The organism is Streptococcus sp. CF7_Ac1-12 (assembly GCF_024295905.1).
Lineage (GTDB): Bacteria > Bacillota > Bacilli > Lactobacillales > Streptococcaceae > Streptococcus > Streptococcus mitis_AP.
Genome location: NZ_JANCPG010000007.1, coordinates 45,335 through 61,440, shown reverse-complemented (window position 1 = coordinate 61,440; position 16,106 = coordinate 45,335). Strand labels below are relative to the sequence as shown.

Sequence of the window (16,106 nt, the reverse complement as noted above, 5' to 3'; positions counted from 1 at the left end):
AATGGTTCATACTGCTCTACTGATTATCGATATGCAAAAAGCATTTGATAGCCCTATCTGGGGAGAACGAAATAACCCTCAAGCTGAACATCAAGCATTGAGGGTACTGGCATACTTTCGTAAACACGCTCTTCCAGTCTTACACGTTCAACACATATCTGACAATCCCCAGTCACAATTTCACAACAAACAAAATCAGGTGTTTAAAACTGGATTTGAACCGGTCACCTCAGAACCTGTCTTTCAAAAAACGGTTAATAGCGCCTTTATTGGAACAAATCTTGAAACATATTTACGAAAAAAACAGATTGGTCATTTAGTCGTTGTTGGCTTGACTCTGCCTCATTGTGTATCCACTACTACACGAATGGCAGCAAATCTTGGTTTTGAAGTCACCTTACTAGCAGATGCTACTGCCAGTTTTACCCTATCGAACAAAAACGGTCAAGCCATCTCTCCTGAGACTATCCATGAGATTAATCTCCTTTCTCTACAAGATGAGTTTGCTCAAATTCTTACTACAGAAGAATTTTTAACCCAAATACAAATATAAAATAATCCGTCAACTCTTATTGAGCTGACGGATTTTCTTTAATTGTAAAAATTCAAATACTGAGAGTTATTATTGATTCAAAGCAACACTGGAAACCTTGCCATCCGCTCCTGTTGTAATTTGGATGACTTTTCCTCCACCGATTTTGGCATTATACTTACCATCATCAAGAGTATAAGAATAGCCTTTGATAGAGTAATTTTCTTTCTTTCCATCAGCAGATTCTACTGTAAATTGACCACCTGATGAAACTGTGATGGTTTCGCCATTGACTCCCTTCCAATTTCCCGCTGCGGCTGAGAAATCACCATCTACCATGGTTAAAACACCCTTGTAGCGTTTATTTTGCTCTGCTTGCTTATCTTGAAGTTTGCGGTCAGTTGTAGGATCATAGCTTGATTGGTTAGATTGGGCTTGAGAAGCCTGTTGAGTTGAAGGAGCCTGAGCAGGAGTTTGTTGGCTAGCTACCTGTTGATTAGACACTTCATGACCTTGTCTTTGTTCTGGTGCAGGAGTCTCTTGTGATGGTGTTGCGCTTGCTGAAGACTGGTCAGTAGACGCCTTGGCCTTTTCAGATGAAGCTGAACTTGAGGACTGCTGAGTCTTGCTTTCTTTGTTAGAAGAAGTTGCTTTAGAACTTGATGATTGACTTGTCTTAGCAGAACTGCTTGCTTGAATTGTCTCCTTTTTATTTCCACAAGCTCCTAATAATAGGGTAGAAGCCAATACAGTCGCTGCCATCAATTTGATATAGGTTTTCTTTTTCATTTTTCTACCCCTTTGTAATATTTTAGAAATATAAAGAAATCTTTTTGTGATATAATTGTAACATTGAAATTTAAATATGTCAACAATTTATCTAAACTATTTTAAAAATCTTAAATAACTTGACTACATTTTCTCCTCCTACTCTTCTATTCGTAATCTAATAAAAAAAATTTCCTATTTTGTTTAAAAGTTTTTTAAATCGCTCTTTTGTCATCGCTTGCATCTTTAAGTGCAAAGGAATATAATAACATTGAAATAGAATATAGGAGGTGTAGGCTTATGTTAAGCAAATATTACAAGTATCTTCCTTGGTTGATTGTGACAGCTATTGTCTCTTATCAATCAGCAACTTACTATGCGCGAACTGCATTTGATGTGTTTTATCTGACTACAATCTTTTTGATTGTTTATATCGCTTTGTTATTCCTACACGAAAAATATCTCAAGCAACGATACAAAGACTTCTTTACTCACATGTTGAGCAATTCTAAGAAAGATAGCCACCCCTAAAAACAGTCGCAACAGCAAAACCATCTCATGATGGTACATAAAAAGGTCGGGAACTTTTCCCGACCTCGCTTTTTATGCAATATCAAATTTTAACTGACCTGCTTTGACACCAATCTTGAGGGTCTTGCCTGATACTAGTTCTCCCTTAAGAAGGAGTTCTGCTAACTTGTCTTCCACTTCTGTTTGTAGGGTTCTGCGAAGTGGACGGGCTCCCATTTCTGGGTCATATCCTTGGTTTGCCAATAATTTCAGTGCGGAAGCTTGTAACTTCAAGTCAATGCCTTTTTCAGCCAAACTTGCCACTAAAGGTTTAACCATAATCTTCACTACTTCCTGCATATTGTCGCTAGATAGGCTATGGAAGACAACCTTTTCATCAATACGATTAATAAACTCAGGTCGATAAGCCTTTTTCAGCTCTTCAAACATGCGTTTTTCCATATTTTCCTGGTCAAAACGAATATCCTTGGCCCCAAAACCAACAGTCTTGTCATCCCGAAGGGCTGTCGCACCAAGGTTTGATGTCATGATGATAATAGTATTTGAAAAGTCTACCTTGCGTCCCTTACTGTCTGTCAAGACACCATCATCCAAGACCTGCAAGAGAACATTAAAGATGTCTGGGTGGGCCTTCTCTACCTCGTCAAAGAGGAGAACGGAATATGGTTTGTTGCGAACCTTCTCGGTCAACTCCCCACCTTCTTCATAACCCACATAGCCCGGAGGAGCTCCGTTGAGACGGCTGGCTGCGAATTTCTCCATATACTCACTCATATCAAAGCGGATAAGAGCTGATTCGTCGTCAAAAAGAACTTCTGCCAGAGCCTTAGCTAATTCGGTCTTCCCGACACCTGTGGGTCCTAGGAACATAAAGGAACCAATCGGACGCTTGTGACTACGAATACCAGACTGATTGCGGCGAATCGCACGGCTAATGCTTGAAACTGCTTGATCTTGACCGATGACACGTTTGTGGAGTTCAGCTTCCAAGTTCAGGTATTTCTTAGCGTCAGTCTGAGTCAGTTTTTGGACTGGAATACCTGATAAACGACTCAATGTAGTCAAAATATCAGACTCTGTCACCAAGTCTTTATAGACAGGAACTTCCTCTTCTTTTGCGATTAACTGAGTTGCCTGTTTCCACTTGCCATCCATCAAGGCCTTGTCAGCTGGACTCAAGCCAGAATCATCTGCTTTTACATGCTTTGCCTTATTTTGTACTGTTGCCGCTGCTTCGTCCAAGAGATCGATAGCAGAGTCTGGCAAGTGACGACTGGTCAAGTAACGATGAGCCATCTTGACGGCTGTTTCAACCGCTTCATCTGTGATTTGCACCCGGTGATGTTTCTCATAAGTCGCCTTCAAGCCTTGCAAAATGGTCATGCTGTCTGCCACGCTTGGCTCTTCGATCGTCACTTTGGCGAATCGACGAGAAAGGGCCGCATCTTTTTCGATGTGTTTTTGATATTCTTCCTGAGTGGTCGCACCAACCGTTCTCAAAGTTCCACGCGCCAAGGCTGGCTTCAAGATATTGGCCGCATCCAGAGTCGAATCAATTCCACTCCCAGAACCCATGATAGTGTGGAGTTCATCGATAAAGAGGATGACTTGGCCATCTTCTTCAATATCCTTGATGATATTATTCATGCGTTCTTCAAAGTCACCACGGAAACGTGTCCCTGCGACGACATTCATCAAATCAAGCTCTAACACGCGCATCTTAGCCATTTCCGCAGGTACATCCCCACTAGCAATACGCTGAGCGAGCCCAAGCGCCAAGGCTGTTTTCCCGACACCAGCATCCCCAACCAAGACAGGATTATTCTTGGTTTTACGGCTCAAAATTTGAATCATACGCGAGATTTCCTTATCCCGACCGATGACTGGTTCTAACTTGCCAGAACGCGCTTGCTCTGTCAAATCATGCGTATAGTCCTCGAGACCACCACTCGGAGTCTGGGGCATGCCCATCATATTAGCCATAGAATTTTGCTTGTCAGCTACTGTACGATGGCGTTGACGTAGAGCTTTGAGGTCTTCGCGAGTCCAGCCTGCCCGTTCTTCTAAATTTCGACGAAGTGCAGCAATCTTGACCTGATCTTTCTTGTCTTCATAAGAAAAACCTGCCCTCTCCAAGATACGAGTCGCCAAGGCATTTCCATCATGCAAAATCGCATAAAGGACGTGCTCCGTCCCTAGCACCTTAGCATGGACCACTGACGCTACATACTCTGCTTCGTCAAAAAGAACCTGCAAACGATGGGAGAACGGCAATTCCGTAAAGGTTTCATCCTGACTATAGTCCGTTTCAGTCAGTTCCAAAGCGACCTCTTCTAAACGGTCCATCTCATATGGATAATCATTTAAAGTCGCCCCTGCCACACTATAACTGTGATTGGACATGGCAATCAACAAATGCCAAGACTCTAGATAACGAGCTCCAAAATGGCCAGCCACCATGTAGGCACTTTCGATACATTCATTCAATGCTTTTGAATAGTTCATCTTACTTCCCTTTTCTATCTACCTCTTGTATGACCTGTCGTAGCATGTTTGCTCGAAGTACTGGTGCTTCTTCTCCTAGGACGCGATCCAAAGCTACTGATACTAGCAAATTCATCTCCTGCTTGGTCATCAATTCCTGCTCAACCAAAAGCTGCAGAATATCCTCATAAATTTCTTGACTAACTCGCTCACCAATTGAGTAAAGTAGCTCCCTGAGCATTTCATGATGACTAGAAAACTCAATCCGTCCTATACGAATGTAGCCTCCGCCACCACGCTTACTTTCAACCAAGTAGCCCCTACTTTCAGTAAAGCGTGTCTTAATCACATAGTTGATCTGACTAGGAACAACCTGAAAGGTATCTGCCAACTGACTGCGTTGCAACTCCACGATACCAGATTGATCTAAAATCGCCTTGATGTAGGCCTCAATATGATCCGATGTATTTTTAAATCTCATTACAAACCCACCTCTCTCTTTAAACCTTGACTATCTTTGACTATTATACCGAAATTTTCTCATTTTTAAAAGAAAAAGGGCGCTGGTAAAGGATAATCTTCACCAACTCCCTATTTCTCTACTTATCTAAACCTAATTCCGCTAAGATTTGACGTTTGTAGGCAATCTTTTGAACCTCTTTGTCCTCATCTTCAGACCAATCTAGTTTAATTTCTGAAACAATCTGCCCAGGGCGATTTTTCAAGATATAGATGCGGTCGCTGAGACTGAGAGCCTCCTCGATACTATGCGTGATAATCAATGTTGTCAGTTGCAACTGCTTGTGAATCTCCAGATACCAAGCGTGGAGTTCCATCTTGGTCATCTCATCCAAGGCGCTAAAGGCCTCATCCAAGAGAAAGAGCTTGTGCCCGAAAAGGTAGGTCCGGAGTAAGGCCACACGCTGGCGCATCCCGCCACTAAGTTCATGAGGATACTTGTCCCTTACAGCTGTCAACTGGAAGGTAGCAAGAATTTCATCTGCGCGAGCAATAGCTTCTGCCTTATCCACTTTTTGAATCAAGAGGGGCAGAATGATATTACCAAGCACCGTCTTGTGCTCCAAGAGCAAGTCCTTTTGCAACATATAACTCACGCGCCCCTTGGGATTCTCCTCCACATCAAGAACAATTCGCCCTGACTGGACTTCTAAAATTCCAGCGATCAGATTAAAGAGGGTGGTTTTTCCAACACCACTTGGGCCTAGGATGGAAACCACTTCACCTGAAGTTACCTGCAGGTTGATATCCTCTAAAATTTTCTCCTGACCGTAAGCATAACTGACGTGTTCTAGTCTAATTTCTGTCATTATTTCACAAATTCGTTGGTAAAGCCTTTGTCTGTCAAGTCTTCTTTAAGGATACCATTTTCTTTATCCCATTTGTAGAAGGCATTCCAACGAGCTGCATCAAATTGCCCCCATTTTTCCTTGTCGCTTGCGTATTCTTTTGACAAGTATTTTTGAGATTCGATGACAAAGTCACGTTTTTCCTTTAGTTCAGGTGCATTTTTGATGAGGATATCAGCTGCTTCCTCTGGATGCTCCATAGCATATTGGTAGCCTTTTTTGATGGCTTGGATAACTTTGCGAGCTTCTTCTTTGTTGTCTTTGAGGTAGTCGTTGTTGGCGATGATAACTGGTGAGTAGTAGTCAAATTCTTTAACGTAGTCTTTCAAGTACATAAAGTTAGCATCTACACCTTGAGATTTTGCAAGGATACCATCCCAACCGTAGTAGATCCAAGCAGTATCAAAGACACCATTAGCGATTGGTGTGATAGAGTTTGAGTCATTATTTGGTACTTTTTCTACCTTCTCAAAGTCTCCACCTTGTGATTCTACTAAGGTTTTCAACATAGCAAGTTCCGTTGGGTCATTCCAAGTTCCGTATTTCTTACCAACCAAGTCTTTTGGACTAGCTACATTGTCAGATTTACGAGAAATGATTCCTGATGTATTGTGCTCTACGATAGCTGCAACGGCAGTAATTCCTGCCCCTTTTTCTAACTTCTTAGCCATGTAATCTTGGAAATACACTGCAAATGGCGCCTTACCATTGATCACCAAGTCAGAAGAACTTTCTTCTGGTGGCAATTTCAAATCAACATCCACTCCAGCTTCTTTGAAATAGCCTTTTTCCTTGGCAACATAAAGCCCTGTGTGGTTAGTATTTGGTGTCCAGTCTAGGATAAAGTCAATTTTCTTGAGTTCTGCTTCTTTGTTGTCCTTAGAAGCAGTTCCTTGGCCACAAGCCACAAGTACGACAGCTACAAAAGTCGTTACAAGCGTTAAAAACACTTTCCATGTTTTTTTCATTTTGATTTCCTCTTTTCTTTTTTGAAACATTCTACTTCTACGAACGTTTCCATTTAATAACATATTTCTCGCTGATATCGACCAACTTCATACCCAGAAGGCTGATAATCGATACCAGAATAATAATAGCAAACATGGTATCATACTGAAACAGTTTCTTGGACTGAATCATGTAGACACCTAGTCCTTCAAAGCCTCCCAACCACTCAGATACCACTGTTGTGATGAAGGCGTAGGAGACACTGACCCTCAGACCTGCATAAAAGTAAGGCAGGCTGACTGGGATTTTAAAATGCCACAGGATTTGCCAAGGTTTGGCCTGCATCAGACTAAACAAGGTCAGCATATCCTTATCACAATGCCTAAAACCGTCCAAAATACTGACGATGATAGGAAAAGTTGTCGTCAAGATAATCAAGACAATCTTGGGCAAAATCCCATAACCGAGCCACAAGACCAGAATAGGGGCTATAGCAATAGTCGGGATAGTCTGAACAACCACCATCATAGGGTAAATCAGGTCATTGAGCCAAGTCAAACTGTCCATAAGCACAGCCATGAGACAGGCAATCAAGACTCCCAAAATCAGCCCCAATAAAGCCACTCTCAAGGTTGCCCAGCTATGGTGCCAGAGAAATTCTCTATCACGAACAAAGGACTGGAGAATTTCAAGAGGTGTCGGCAGGATAAACTTGGGGAGAAGTTTAAGAAAACCTGCTAACTGCCAGATTGACAAGACCCCCATAAAGCCCAATAGACTAATGTGTCGTCTCAGTATACTTTTCAAGTTTCTCATCAATACTTAAAATCTCTCCTACATTTATTTTGACATTGGCAAAGACATTATCTGCCTTTTGTCCTGCCACTTCTAGCGCTTCTTTGAGAATGCGCATAAGCTCATCAAACTCCCCTTCCAAGACTGTTTCAAATGGTGTCACTACCATGGTCACTTCTTGAGCTTGCAGATAAGCAATGACCTGATCAATAACAGCAATCCGATCAATTCCCTGTGATAGGGGTAAAACTTGCAAGGCAATGCTTGCTTTCATAAGAACCTCCTCTTCTCGTTTTCCTTTGACAAAAAGAAAAACCTTTACCATATATGGAAAAGGTCAAGATTAGACTAAGTATCGTTCCCTACGCTGGCATTACCCAGATCAGGTGCGGTCGAAGTTTAACACTTCCTCTCAGACTGTACACAGACTCCCATATATTATATGGACATATGATAGCGCAAAACAAAAAAAATGTCAAGGAAACTGCTTACAGAAAAGAGTAGGAAATTTTCCTACTCCAATTTTCTATACTCGTTCTCCATCACTATTTACTCTATAGCCATCCACCGTCGTATTGACAGCTAAGGCTCCTGAAGAGTAAGAATAATACCATTTACCAGAGACTTGATACCAGCCGGTTTTCATTGCCCCTGAACTATCCAGATAATACCAAACCCCATTTTCCTTTAACCATCCTGTCTGCATTTCACCAGATGATTTCAAATAATACCAACTAGACCCATCCTTCAACCAACCTGTTGATTTAGAGCCATTTGATTTGAAATGATACCAACTACCATTTATTTTCTTCCAACCGACAGTTGAACTACTATTGGATCCATAGCTAGAGCTATTTCCTGATTGATTATGAGAATTCTGTGAAGAAGTCACTCCCTCTAGCTGGATATAGCGACGGCTTCCATTATAAGCCGTATAACTCAACCACTTGTATCCATCTTTTTCGAGAATTTGATCATAATGAACATTCTCACCAGGATAATAGTAATCAATCGCAGTTGCGCTAGCTAGAGGCTGATTTTTGATAGCAGCCTTAAACTTGAAAAAATGTGTTCCTCCTGTTGAAACTGAGGATTGACTATTCCCAACACTGCCACCAGCTAAATCTTTAAAATGAATAAAGCCAGTCATGGTATTGGCCTTCACGACGCGCTTATTGTAAGATTCCCTTATTCCATAGTTGTATTCTTCAATCTCAATCTCATCTCCAATTACATTTGACACCCAAGCAACATGACCATAAATTCCTGCAGTAGACCAAGCAATAGAGCCAATCGCTGGCCTATTATCTACACGATACCCTTCACGACGAGCACGATAGCCCCATTCATTCGCATTTCCATAGGCTCCTGGAATCTCAAAACCATTGACATTACTCAAACGAAAGGCTGCAAAAGAAGTACACTGACGAGAATACATCCGCCATTTATCAATCTCCTGGCTCCCATTTTTATAATAAACAGGATAATCATCCCCACGTGCAATCGAGCCACTTCCTCCCGAATAGGCAGATACACTATTACCCGCTGCTAACATCAATCCTACTACTAAAAAAGGAACAACCTTTTTAACTGATTTTCTAAAAGAAAACCCTGTCTCTGTTACTGTAAATGGTGAAATTTTCATTCTTCCTCCTTGAAAATAATATAGTACTCAATGAAAATTAAAGATCAAACTAGGAAGCTAGGCGCAGGCTATACTTGAGTATGGCAAGGCGAAGCTGACGTGGTTTGAATTTGATTTTCGAAGAGTATAAATCGAAGATTGCCTTCACTTAAATTATTCGGAGAAAAAAAGAAAAAGTGAGAAAATTTCTCACTTTAGTCAAGATAATGAATCAAATTCTTTTCTGTAAGGATATCTGAGTAAGTAAAGGATTCAACGTAAACATTAGCTTGTTTATCTCCTTCAACGTTCCCAAATTCAACGATAAATAGGGATGGATAAACCTCAATTAGCTTACCCAATCTATTTTTTTGGCGCTTACGACCATTCTCCAAAGTCATTTCTACGACTTGTCCCTCATGTGCCTTGATTTCTTCTTTTATTTTTTTCATCTTGGCTACATCTGTAAATGCATCTGACATCTTATGCCTCCCTCTTTGAGATACTTGAAAATTTATTGTATTCTTTTTGGAAAATTAATTCCACCGTTCCACGAGCTCCACTACGGTTTTTCTCGATAATAACTTCTACCTTATTATTCGGTATGCCTTCCTCTTCTTCACCACCACGCTCATAGTAATCGTCGCGATAAAGAAAGGCTACAATATCAGCGTCCTGCTCAATAGACCCAGATTCACGAATATCAGACAAGACCGGTCTCTTATCCTGACGTTGTTCTACACCACGAGAAAGCTGACTTAGAGCGATTACTGGAACCTTCAGTTCCTTAGCTAAAATTTTCAACTGACGTGAAATTTCTGAAACCTCTTGTTGACGATTTTCCCGACCAGTTCCCGTGATAAGCTGCAAATAGTCTATTAAAATCAAACCAAGATTTCCAGTTTCTTGAGCCAGTTTACGAGAACGAGAACGAATCTCTGTAATCCGAATCCCTGGTGTATCATCGATATAGATACTCGCGTTGGCTAGGTTCCCTTGAGCAATGGTATATTTTTGCCACTCCTCATCAGTCAATTGACCCGTACGGATAGAATGCGATTCTACCAAACCTTCTGCCGCTAACATACGGTCCACTAGACTTTCCGCACCCATTTCGAGTGAAAAAATAGCAACTGTTTTATCCAATTTAGTCCCAATATTCTGAGCAATATTCAAGGCAAAGGCCGTCTTACCAACCGCCGGACGGGCTGCTAGGATAATCAACTCCTCCTCATGAAGTCCAGTCGTCATATGATCCAAGTCACGATAACCTGTCGCAATACCTGTAATATCGGTCGTTTGTTGCGAGCGAGCTTCCAGATTTCCAAAGTTGATATTCAACACATCTCGAATGTTCTTAAATCCACTTCGATTTGCATTTTCACTGACATCAATCAGGCCTTTTTCTGCCTGAGCAATGATTTCATCAGCTGGTTGCGAAGCCTCGTAAGCTTGATTGACAGACTCTGTCAACTTGGCGATTAATCGACGTAGCATGGCCTTCTCTGCAACAATCTTAGCATAATACTCCGCATTAGCAGAAGTTGGCACAGAATTGACAATCTCAACCAAGTAAGACAGGCCACCAATATTCTGCAAATCACCTTGATTATCAAGAATGGTACGAACCGTTGTTGCGTCTATAGCATCGCCACGGTCGGATAAATCAACCATGGCTTGGAAAATCAATCGATGGGCATACTTAAAAAAGTCCCGAGACTCAATATATTCTCGCACAAAAACAAGCTTACTCTCGTCAATAAAGATAGCTCCCAAAACGGATTGCTCAGCTAAGATATCTTGAGGTTGTACTCGTAACTCTTCTACTTCTGCCATCAGACTTCCCTTCCTTTTACAATCTTGTCAAGAAGGTGTAAATTTACCCTTCTTTCACACGAAGATTGATTACACTTGTGATATCTTGATAGATTTTCACTGGTACATCAATCAAACCAACTGCTCGAATAGGAGCTTGTACTTGAATATGACGTTTATCAATCTTAATTCCAAATTGCTTTTGCAATTCTTCTGCAATCTTCTTATTGGTAATAGAACCAAAGGTACGACCATCTGGACCAACTTTTTCAACAAATTCTACAACAGTTTCTTCTGCCTCAAGTTGTGCCTTAATTGCTTTTGCTTCTGCAATCATCTCAGCGTGAGCTTTCTCTTCGGATTTTTGTTTACCACGAAGTTCACCTACAGCTTGAGCAGTTGCTTCTTTGGCTAGATTTTTTTTGATAAGAAAGTTTTGCGCATATCCTGTTGGTACTTCCTTAATTTCGCCTTTTTTACCTTTTCCTTTGACATCTGCTAAAAAGATTACTTTCATTCTTCTTTCTCCTTTTCCTTTATTTCATTTAATACAATTTCTGTCAGTTTTTCACCTGCTTCTGACAAGGTTACATCTTTAATTTGAGCTGCAGCTAAATTAAAGTGGCCTCCACCCCCCAGCTCTTCCATAATCCGTTGTACATTCAGTTTACTACGACTGCGAGCTGAGATAGAGATAAATCCTTGTGTATTCTTCGCAAGAACAAAACTCGCTTCAATACCTGACATAGCTAACATGGCATCTGCTGCCTTACTAATAACAACTGTATCATAGCATTTCGAGTCCTGAGCCTCTGCTATCAATACATCTGAACCTAATTTACGCCCTTGTAAAATCAGTTCATTGACCTCACGATATTCTTCAAAATCTGTCGCAGCGATTTCTTGGATGGCAATACTATCACTTCCTCTCGTTCTGAGATAGCTAGCAACATCAAATGTCCGACTAGTCACTCGTGAGGTGAAATTTTTAGTATCCAACATCATACCAGCCATCAAGACGCTTGCTTGCATACGACTCAAACGATTTTTCTTAGAATTTTGGAACTGTAGCAATTCCGTTACCAACTCACTAGCACTACTTGCACCACTTTCAATATAAGTAATGACTGCATTATCTGGGAAATCCTGATCCCTTCTATGGTGGTCAATGACGATGGTTTGGGTAAATAAATCATAAAAATCTTTTGATAAAGTTAAAGCTGTCTTTGAATGGTCTACAAGAATCAACAAAGAACGATTGGTCACCATCCCCATTGCATCCTTAACAGACAACAACTTCGTAACTCCTTCTTTTTCTAAGAATGAAACAGCTCGTTCAATATCTGGTGACATTTGTTCTGCGTCATAAATAGCATAGCTATTTTCAGTCACATTGCTGGCAAATAACTGCATACCTACAGCAGAGCCCAAAGCATCCATATCCAGATTTTTGTGACCAACTACAAAAACCTGATCCACACTACGAATCTTATCTGAAATAGCCGTCATCATAGCACGCGTACGAGTCCGTGTACGTTTGATTGAGGCAGCAGACCCACCACCAAAATAAACTGGATTTTTAGTTTCGTCATTCTCCTTGACAACCACCTGGTCGCCACCACGCACTTCAGCCAAGTTCAAGTTGAGCAAAGCAACTTTCCCTATTTCATCATGATTTCCATCACCATAAGAAAATCCCATACTTAAGGTCAAAGGCAACTGTCTCTGTTTCGACTCTTCTCTGAAAGCATCGATAACAGAAAATTTATCATTCATCAATCCCTCAAGCACCGTGTAGTCCGTAAATAAATAAAAACGGTCCATACTCACTCGACGGGAGAACATGGCATGCTTCCCAGCAAATTCTGAAACAAAATTGGCTACAAAACTATTGATATGACTGATATCAGACTCCGATGTTTCATCTTCTAAATCATCATAGTTGTCAACGGAAACGATCCCAATCACAGGTCGACTCGTTACTAACTCAACAGTCGCTTCGTATTCTCCAGACACATCAAAGAAGTACAGAACTCCAGATACCTTGTCCATATGAACCGAATAGCGGGTCTCACCCAAGGTAGCATAAGAACCTGGATTTCCTACCGATGCCTTGATAATTGTTTGAATTAATGCCACATCAATCTCGCCAACTTCATTAGTTAAGATCAATTCAGCATAAGGATTAAACCATTCAACCTCACCTGACGACAAGTCTAATTTAATAACTCCGACAGGCATCTGTTCTAACAAGGTTGTCAAACTATCTTCAGCTTGGTGGTTTACATACTGAATTTGTTCTACTTCACTCCTTGAGTAGTACTCTCTTTGATGAATGAATAATAAAATATATGAACCCAAAATAAGTAGCAAAAGAAATAGCGTTACCAGTGTATTCCTTACAAAAACAAGTTGCACAGATAGCACCCCGAACGCCACTATTCCTAATATTAAGGGGAAAATAGGACTTACATAAAATTTTTTCATTCCAAACCTCTTGGCACCCATTATACCATAATAACCACCAAAAAGCGACTTTTTAAAAGTGTAATCAGTAATTCTATCAATTATAAGAAAAAGGAGGTTTACAAATCAGTAAACCTTCCTTTACACATATTGAAATTAAGATTCTTTAACTTCTAACAGACCAATTTCTCCATCCTCACGACGATAAATCACATTAGTTGTTTGATCTTCAACATCCACATAGATAAAGAAATCATGTCCCAACAAATCCATCTGTAGAATAGCTTCTTCCAAATCCATTGGTTTTAAATCAATTTGTTTTGAACGAACAACTCTAGATTGGACAACATTTGTATCTTCCACCAAAGCATCTGTAAATAATTGACTAGTTGCTACCTTATTTTTATTTTTACGCTCGATTTTTGTTTTATTTTTACGAATCTGACGTTCAATTTTATCAGTTACAAGGTCAATTGAACCATACATATCTTGAGACACATCTTCTGCACGAAGAGTAATTGAGCCAAGCGGAATCGTTACTTCCACTTTAGCAGTTTTTTCACGATACACCTTCAAGTTAACTCGAGCATCCAACTCTTGTTCAGCTTGAAAATACTTTTCGATCTTTTCGAGTTTAGAAACTACATAATCACGAATTGCTTCTGTTACTTCTAGGTTTTCACCACGGATACTATATTTAATCATATGAGTACCTTCTTTCTAAACATTTTTGTTTTTCTGATTTCATTATAACGCTTTCATTTTAGTTTTGCAAATTTTTTCCTCATCTTACAAGGGAAAATGTTTTTACATCCTCAGCACCTGATTCTTCCAGCAGTTTCTTCACACGATTTATAGTTGTTCCAGTAGTATAGATATCATCTATAAGTAGGATTTTTTTAGGAATAGTGATTCCACTTTTAATAAAGAAAGGAAGTTCTGTTGCCAAGCGTTCTGAACGATTTTTAGAAGAACTGGCCCGCTCTTCTCTCTTCTCTAGTAAGTCTTGAAAAGAGAACCCTGCTGCTTCAACTAAACCTTCAACCTGGTTAAATCCCCTCTCAAGCAATCTTTCGGGACTTAGGGGAATGACGACAAATTGGTACTCTTTGTACTTTTTCAACTCCTCACTTAAAAATGAAGCGACCACTTTTCTTAAAAGAAAGTCCCCATCAAACTTATACCGACTAAAAAAATCCTTCATAGCTTGATTGTAAGTAAAAATCGCTCTATGACTGACCTCAACTCCTTCTTTACACCAAAATTGACAATCTTGACACTTTGTTGACAAACCTATTTTCATACAGCTTGGACAATACTCTTCTCCAATTCTCTCAAAAGTAGAATCACAGTCTGAACAAAGATAGGAGTCATCATTCCTCAACAGCAAGAGGCTACTAAAAGTTAAAACAGCCTTCATAGTCTGCCCACATAACAAGCACTTCATAGACCCGCCTCCGTATTCATCTGCTGAATTTCCTTAATTGCCTTCTTGATTGAAGCATTTAACCCATCATGAAAGAAAAGCAAATCTCCTGTCGGTCTATCCATGCTTCGCCCAACTCGTCCACCAATCTGAATCAAACTAGACTTGGTAAACAGACGATGATTGGCCTCTACGACGAAAACGTCCACACAAGGGAAGGTAACTCCACGCTCCAATATCGTCGTACTGATCAGTATTGTCAGTTCTCCATCTCGAAAAGCTTGTACCTGCTCTAATCGATTTTCTGTGATAGAAGATACAAAGCCAATTTTTTCATTTGGAAATTGCTCTTGTAGGATTTCTTTTAACTGTTCCCCTTTCTTAATTTCTGATGCAAAAATGAGTAACGGATAAGCTGTCTTTCTCTGCTTCTCAATATAAGACTTTAACTTTGGTGACAAACGCCTCTTATCCAAATAGTGATTAAAATCCGACAACCAAACAGGTTTAGGAATGATCAACGGATTTCCATGAAATCGTCTTGGTAAGCTCAACCTTTTTAGTTCTCCTAAACGGACCTTCCTATCTAACTCATCGGTCGAAGTCGCTGTTAAAAAGATTCTCAAGCCATTCTCCTTTACACAATTATTGACAGCATGGTAAAGCGTGGGATTGTCAACATAAGGAAAGGCATCTACTTCATCCACTATCAGCAAATCAAAAGCTTGATAAAACTTCAATAACTGATGAGTCGTTGCAACAACTAGTGGTGTTCGAAAATATGGTTCTGATTCTCCGTGTAGTAAAGCTATCTCGCAAGCAAAATCATCTTGCAGTCGCTTATACAGCTCCAAACACACATCGATTCTGGGACTGGCCAAACAAACTGCACCACCTTCATCAATCACTTTGGCTACAACTTGGTAAATCATTTCTGTCTTTCCAGCTCCTGTCACCGCATGTACCAAGGTTGGCTCCTGCTTGTCTACCGCTCGAATCAGTCCCTCTGACACCTTCTCTTGAAAAGGAGTTAATTGACCACGCCATTTAAGAACATCTTGCTTCGGAAAATCCTCCTGTGGAAAATAGTATAAAGCTTGATCACTCCTGACTCGCTTAATCAGCAAGCACTCTCGACAATAATAAGCACCGATGGGCAAATACCATTCCTCTGGAATAATACTATTACAACGTTGACAGAAAAGTTTCCCCTTCTCCTTTCTCATTGCTGGAAATTTCTCCGCCAACTGACGTTCCTCTTCTGTTAATTCATTCTCAGTAAACAACCGACCGAGATAATTTGGATTTACTTTCATACTTCTTTATTCGTAAAAACCTAGCGCTTTAGAT

At 40.4% G+C, this 16,106-nt stretch carries 17 protein-coding genes and 1 riboswitch; of the genes, 2 read left to right on the top strand and 15 right to left on the bottom strand.

The genetic code is table 11. From position 1 onward, the window contains the following. Position 1: 1 nt before the first annotated feature. A complete protein-coding gene (locus NMM17_RS04930; protein ID WP_000233714.1) occupies positions 2-553 on the top strand; it encodes a cysteine hydrolase family protein in 552 nt (183 codons plus the stop codon). A gap of 69 nt (positions 554-622) precedes the next feature. Here the strand turns inward: NMM17_RS04930 and NMM17_RS04925 are convergent, their stop codons facing one another. After that, positions 623-1,321 carry a hypothetical protein gene (locus NMM17_RS04925; RefSeq protein WP_000730889.1) on the bottom strand — a complete coding sequence of 233 codons (699 nt, stop codon included), beginning with the start codon at positions 1,319-1,321 and terminating at the stop codon, positions 623-625. Between the two features lie 279 nt (positions 1,322-1,600). Between NMM17_RS04925 and NMM17_RS04920 the strand changes: the two genes are divergently transcribed. Continuing rightward, positions 1,601-1,831, top strand: a complete 231-nt coding sequence (locus tag NMM17_RS04920) for a hypothetical protein (protein WP_000949599.1) — start codon at positions 1,601-1,603, stop codon at positions 1,829-1,831. A gap of 72 nt (positions 1,832-1,903) precedes the next feature. Here NMM17_RS04920 and NMM17_RS04915 read toward each other — a convergent pair whose 3' ends face one another. From NMM17_RS04915 to NMM17_RS04850, 14 genes are all read right to left on the bottom strand, one after another. Next, positions 1,904-4,336, bottom strand: coding sequence for an ATP-dependent Clp protease ATP-binding subunit (locus tag NMM17_RS04915; protein WP_254753940.1), 2,433 nt, complete (start codon positions 4,334-4,336; stop codon positions 1,904-1,906). A gap of 1 nt (position 4,337) precedes the next feature. Continuing rightward, the gene (locus NMM17_RS04910) at positions 4,338-4,796 is read right to left on the bottom strand and encodes a CtsR family transcriptional regulator (protein ID WP_001211277.1); all 459 of its coding nucleotides are present in this window, start codon (positions 4,794-4,796) and stop codon (positions 4,338-4,340) included. Positions 4,797-4,914: 118 nt separating this feature from the next. After that, complete coding sequence (locus NMM17_RS04905; protein WP_254753939.1) at positions 4,915-5,643, bottom strand: ABC transporter ATP-binding protein; 729 nt, start codon at positions 5,641-5,643, stop codon at positions 4,915-4,917. Then, positions 5,643-6,650: an ABC transporter substrate-binding protein gene (locus NMM17_RS04900; protein WP_247947570.1), complete on the bottom strand. Its 1,008-nt coding sequence runs from the start codon at positions 6,648-6,650 to the stop codon at positions 5,643-5,645. Before NMM17_RS04900 ends, NMM17_RS04905 begins: the two co-directional genes overlap by 1 nt. Positions 6,651-6,687: 37 nt before the next feature. Continuing rightward, a complete protein-coding gene (locus NMM17_RS04895) occupies positions 6,688-7,446 on the bottom strand; it encodes an ABC transporter permease (RefSeq protein WP_185952560.1) in 759 nt (252 codons plus the stop codon). Next, the gene (locus tag NMM17_RS04890; protein WP_084926955.1) at positions 7,409-7,699 is read right to left on the bottom strand and encodes an MTH1187 family thiamine-binding protein; all 291 of its coding nucleotides are present in this window, start codon (positions 7,697-7,699) and stop codon (positions 7,409-7,411) included. Before NMM17_RS04890 ends, NMM17_RS04895 begins: the two co-directional genes overlap by 38 nt. 68 nt (positions 7,700-7,767) lie before the next feature. Further along, positions 7,768-7,870, bottom strand: a riboswitch (TPP riboswitch). 81 nt (positions 7,871-7,951) lie between these two features. After that, entirely contained in the window at positions 7,952-9,070 is a 1,119-nt protein-coding gene (gene cbpD, locus NMM17_RS04885) for a choline binding-anchored murein hydrolase CbpD (RefSeq protein WP_254753938.1), read from the bottom strand. Between the two features lie 194 nt (positions 9,071-9,264). Next, the gene (locus NMM17_RS04880; RefSeq protein ID WP_001278169.1) at positions 9,265-9,531 is read right to left on the bottom strand and encodes a Veg family protein; all 267 of its coding nucleotides are present in this window, start codon (positions 9,529-9,531) and stop codon (positions 9,265-9,267) included. 1 nt (position 9,532) lies between these two features. Beyond that, positions 9,533-10,885, bottom strand: a complete 1,353-nt coding sequence (gene dnaB, locus NMM17_RS04875) for a replicative DNA helicase (protein WP_120770774.1) — start codon at positions 10,883-10,885, stop codon at positions 9,533-9,535. Between the two features lie 43 nt (positions 10,886-10,928). Further along, a complete protein-coding gene (gene rplI, locus NMM17_RS04870; RefSeq protein WP_000864214.1) occupies positions 10,929-11,381 on the bottom strand; it encodes a 50S ribosomal protein L9 in 453 nt (150 codons plus the stop codon). Then, positions 11,378-13,351, bottom strand: coding sequence for a DHH family phosphoesterase (locus NMM17_RS04865; protein ID WP_254753937.1), 1,974 nt, complete (start codon positions 13,349-13,351; stop codon positions 11,378-11,380). The genes rplI and NMM17_RS04865 overlap by 4 nt, the downstream gene beginning before the upstream one ends. Before the next feature lie 135 nt (positions 13,352-13,486). Further along, positions 13,487-14,035: a ribosome-associated translation inhibitor RaiA gene (gene raiA / locus NMM17_RS04860; RefSeq protein WP_004255322.1), complete on the bottom strand. Its 549-nt coding sequence runs from the start codon at positions 14,033-14,035 to the stop codon at positions 13,487-13,489. A gap of 79 nt (positions 14,036-14,114) precedes the next feature. Further along, on the bottom strand, positions 14,115-14,777 hold the full coding sequence (locus NMM17_RS04855; protein WP_254753936.1) for a ComF family protein: 663 nt from the start codon (positions 14,775-14,777) through the stop codon (positions 14,115-14,117). Beyond that, a complete protein-coding gene (locus tag NMM17_RS04850) occupies positions 14,774-16,072 on the bottom strand; it encodes a DEAD/DEAH box helicase (protein ID WP_000867719.1) in 1,299 nt (432 codons plus the stop codon). The genes NMM17_RS04855 and NMM17_RS04850 overlap by 4 nt, the downstream gene beginning before the upstream one ends. Between the last annotated feature and the right edge of the window lie 34 nt (positions 16,073-16,106).

Bases quoted from the DNA above. Each gene is read 5' to 3' on its own strand.
- NMM17_RS04930 (WP_000233714.1), top strand. From the start codon at position 2: ATGGTTCATACTGCTCTACTGATTATCGATATGCAAAAAGCATTTGAT.
- NMM17_RS04925 (WP_000730889.1), bottom strand. From the start codon at position 1,321: ATGAAAAAGAAAACCTATATCAAATTGATGGCAGCGACTGTATTGGCT.
- NMM17_RS04920 (WP_000949599.1), top strand. From the start codon at position 1,601: ATGTTAAGCAAATATTACAAGTATCTTCCTTGGTTGATTGTGACAGCT.
- NMM17_RS04915 (WP_254753940.1), bottom strand. From the start codon at position 4,336: ATGAACTATTCAAAAGCATTGAATGAATGTATCGAAAGTGCCTACATG.
- NMM17_RS04910 (WP_001211277.1), bottom strand. From the start codon at position 4,796: ATGAGATTTAAAAATACATCGGATCATATTGAGGCCTACATCAAGGCG.
- NMM17_RS04905 (WP_254753939.1), bottom strand. From the start codon at position 5,643: ATGACAGAAATTAGACTAGAACACGTCAGTTATGCTTACGGTCAGGAG.
- NMM17_RS04900 (WP_247947570.1), bottom strand. From the start codon at position 6,650: ATGAAAAAAACATGGAAAGTGTTTTTAACGCTTGTAACGACTTTTGTA.
- NMM17_RS04895 (WP_185952560.1), bottom strand. From the start codon at position 7,446: ATGAGAAACTTGAAAAGTATACTGAGACGACACATTAGTCTATTGGGC.
- NMM17_RS04890 (WP_084926955.1), bottom strand. From the start codon at position 7,699: ATGAAAGCAAGCATTGCCTTGCAAGTTTTACCCCTATCACAGGGAATT.
- cbpD (WP_254753938.1), bottom strand. From the start codon at position 9,070: ATGAAAATTTCACCATTTACAGTAACAGAGACAGGGTTTTCTTTTAGA.
- NMM17_RS04880 (WP_001278169.1), bottom strand. From the start codon at position 9,531: ATGTCAGATGCATTTACAGATGTAGCCAAGATGAAAAAAATAAAAGAA.
- dnaB (WP_120770774.1), bottom strand. From the start codon at position 10,885: ATGGCAGAAGTAGAAGAGTTACGAGTACAACCTCAAGATATCTTAGCT.
- rplI (WP_000864214.1), bottom strand. From the start codon at position 11,381: ATGAAAGTAATCTTTTTAGCAGATGTCAAAGGAAAAGGTAAAAAAGGC.
- NMM17_RS04865 (WP_254753937.1), bottom strand. From the start codon at position 13,351: ATGAAAAAATTTTATGTAAGTCCTATTTTCCCCTTAATATTAGGAATA.
- raiA (WP_004255322.1), bottom strand. From the start codon at position 14,035: ATGATTAAATATAGTATCCGTGGTGAAAACCTAGAAGTAACAGAAGCA.
- NMM17_RS04855 (WP_254753936.1), bottom strand. From the start codon at position 14,777: ATGAAGTGCTTGTTATGTGGGCAGACTATGAAGGCTGTTTTAACTTTT.
- NMM17_RS04850 (WP_000867719.1), bottom strand. From the start codon at position 16,072: ATGAAAGTAAATCCAAATTATCTCGGTCGGTTGTTTACTGAGAATGAA.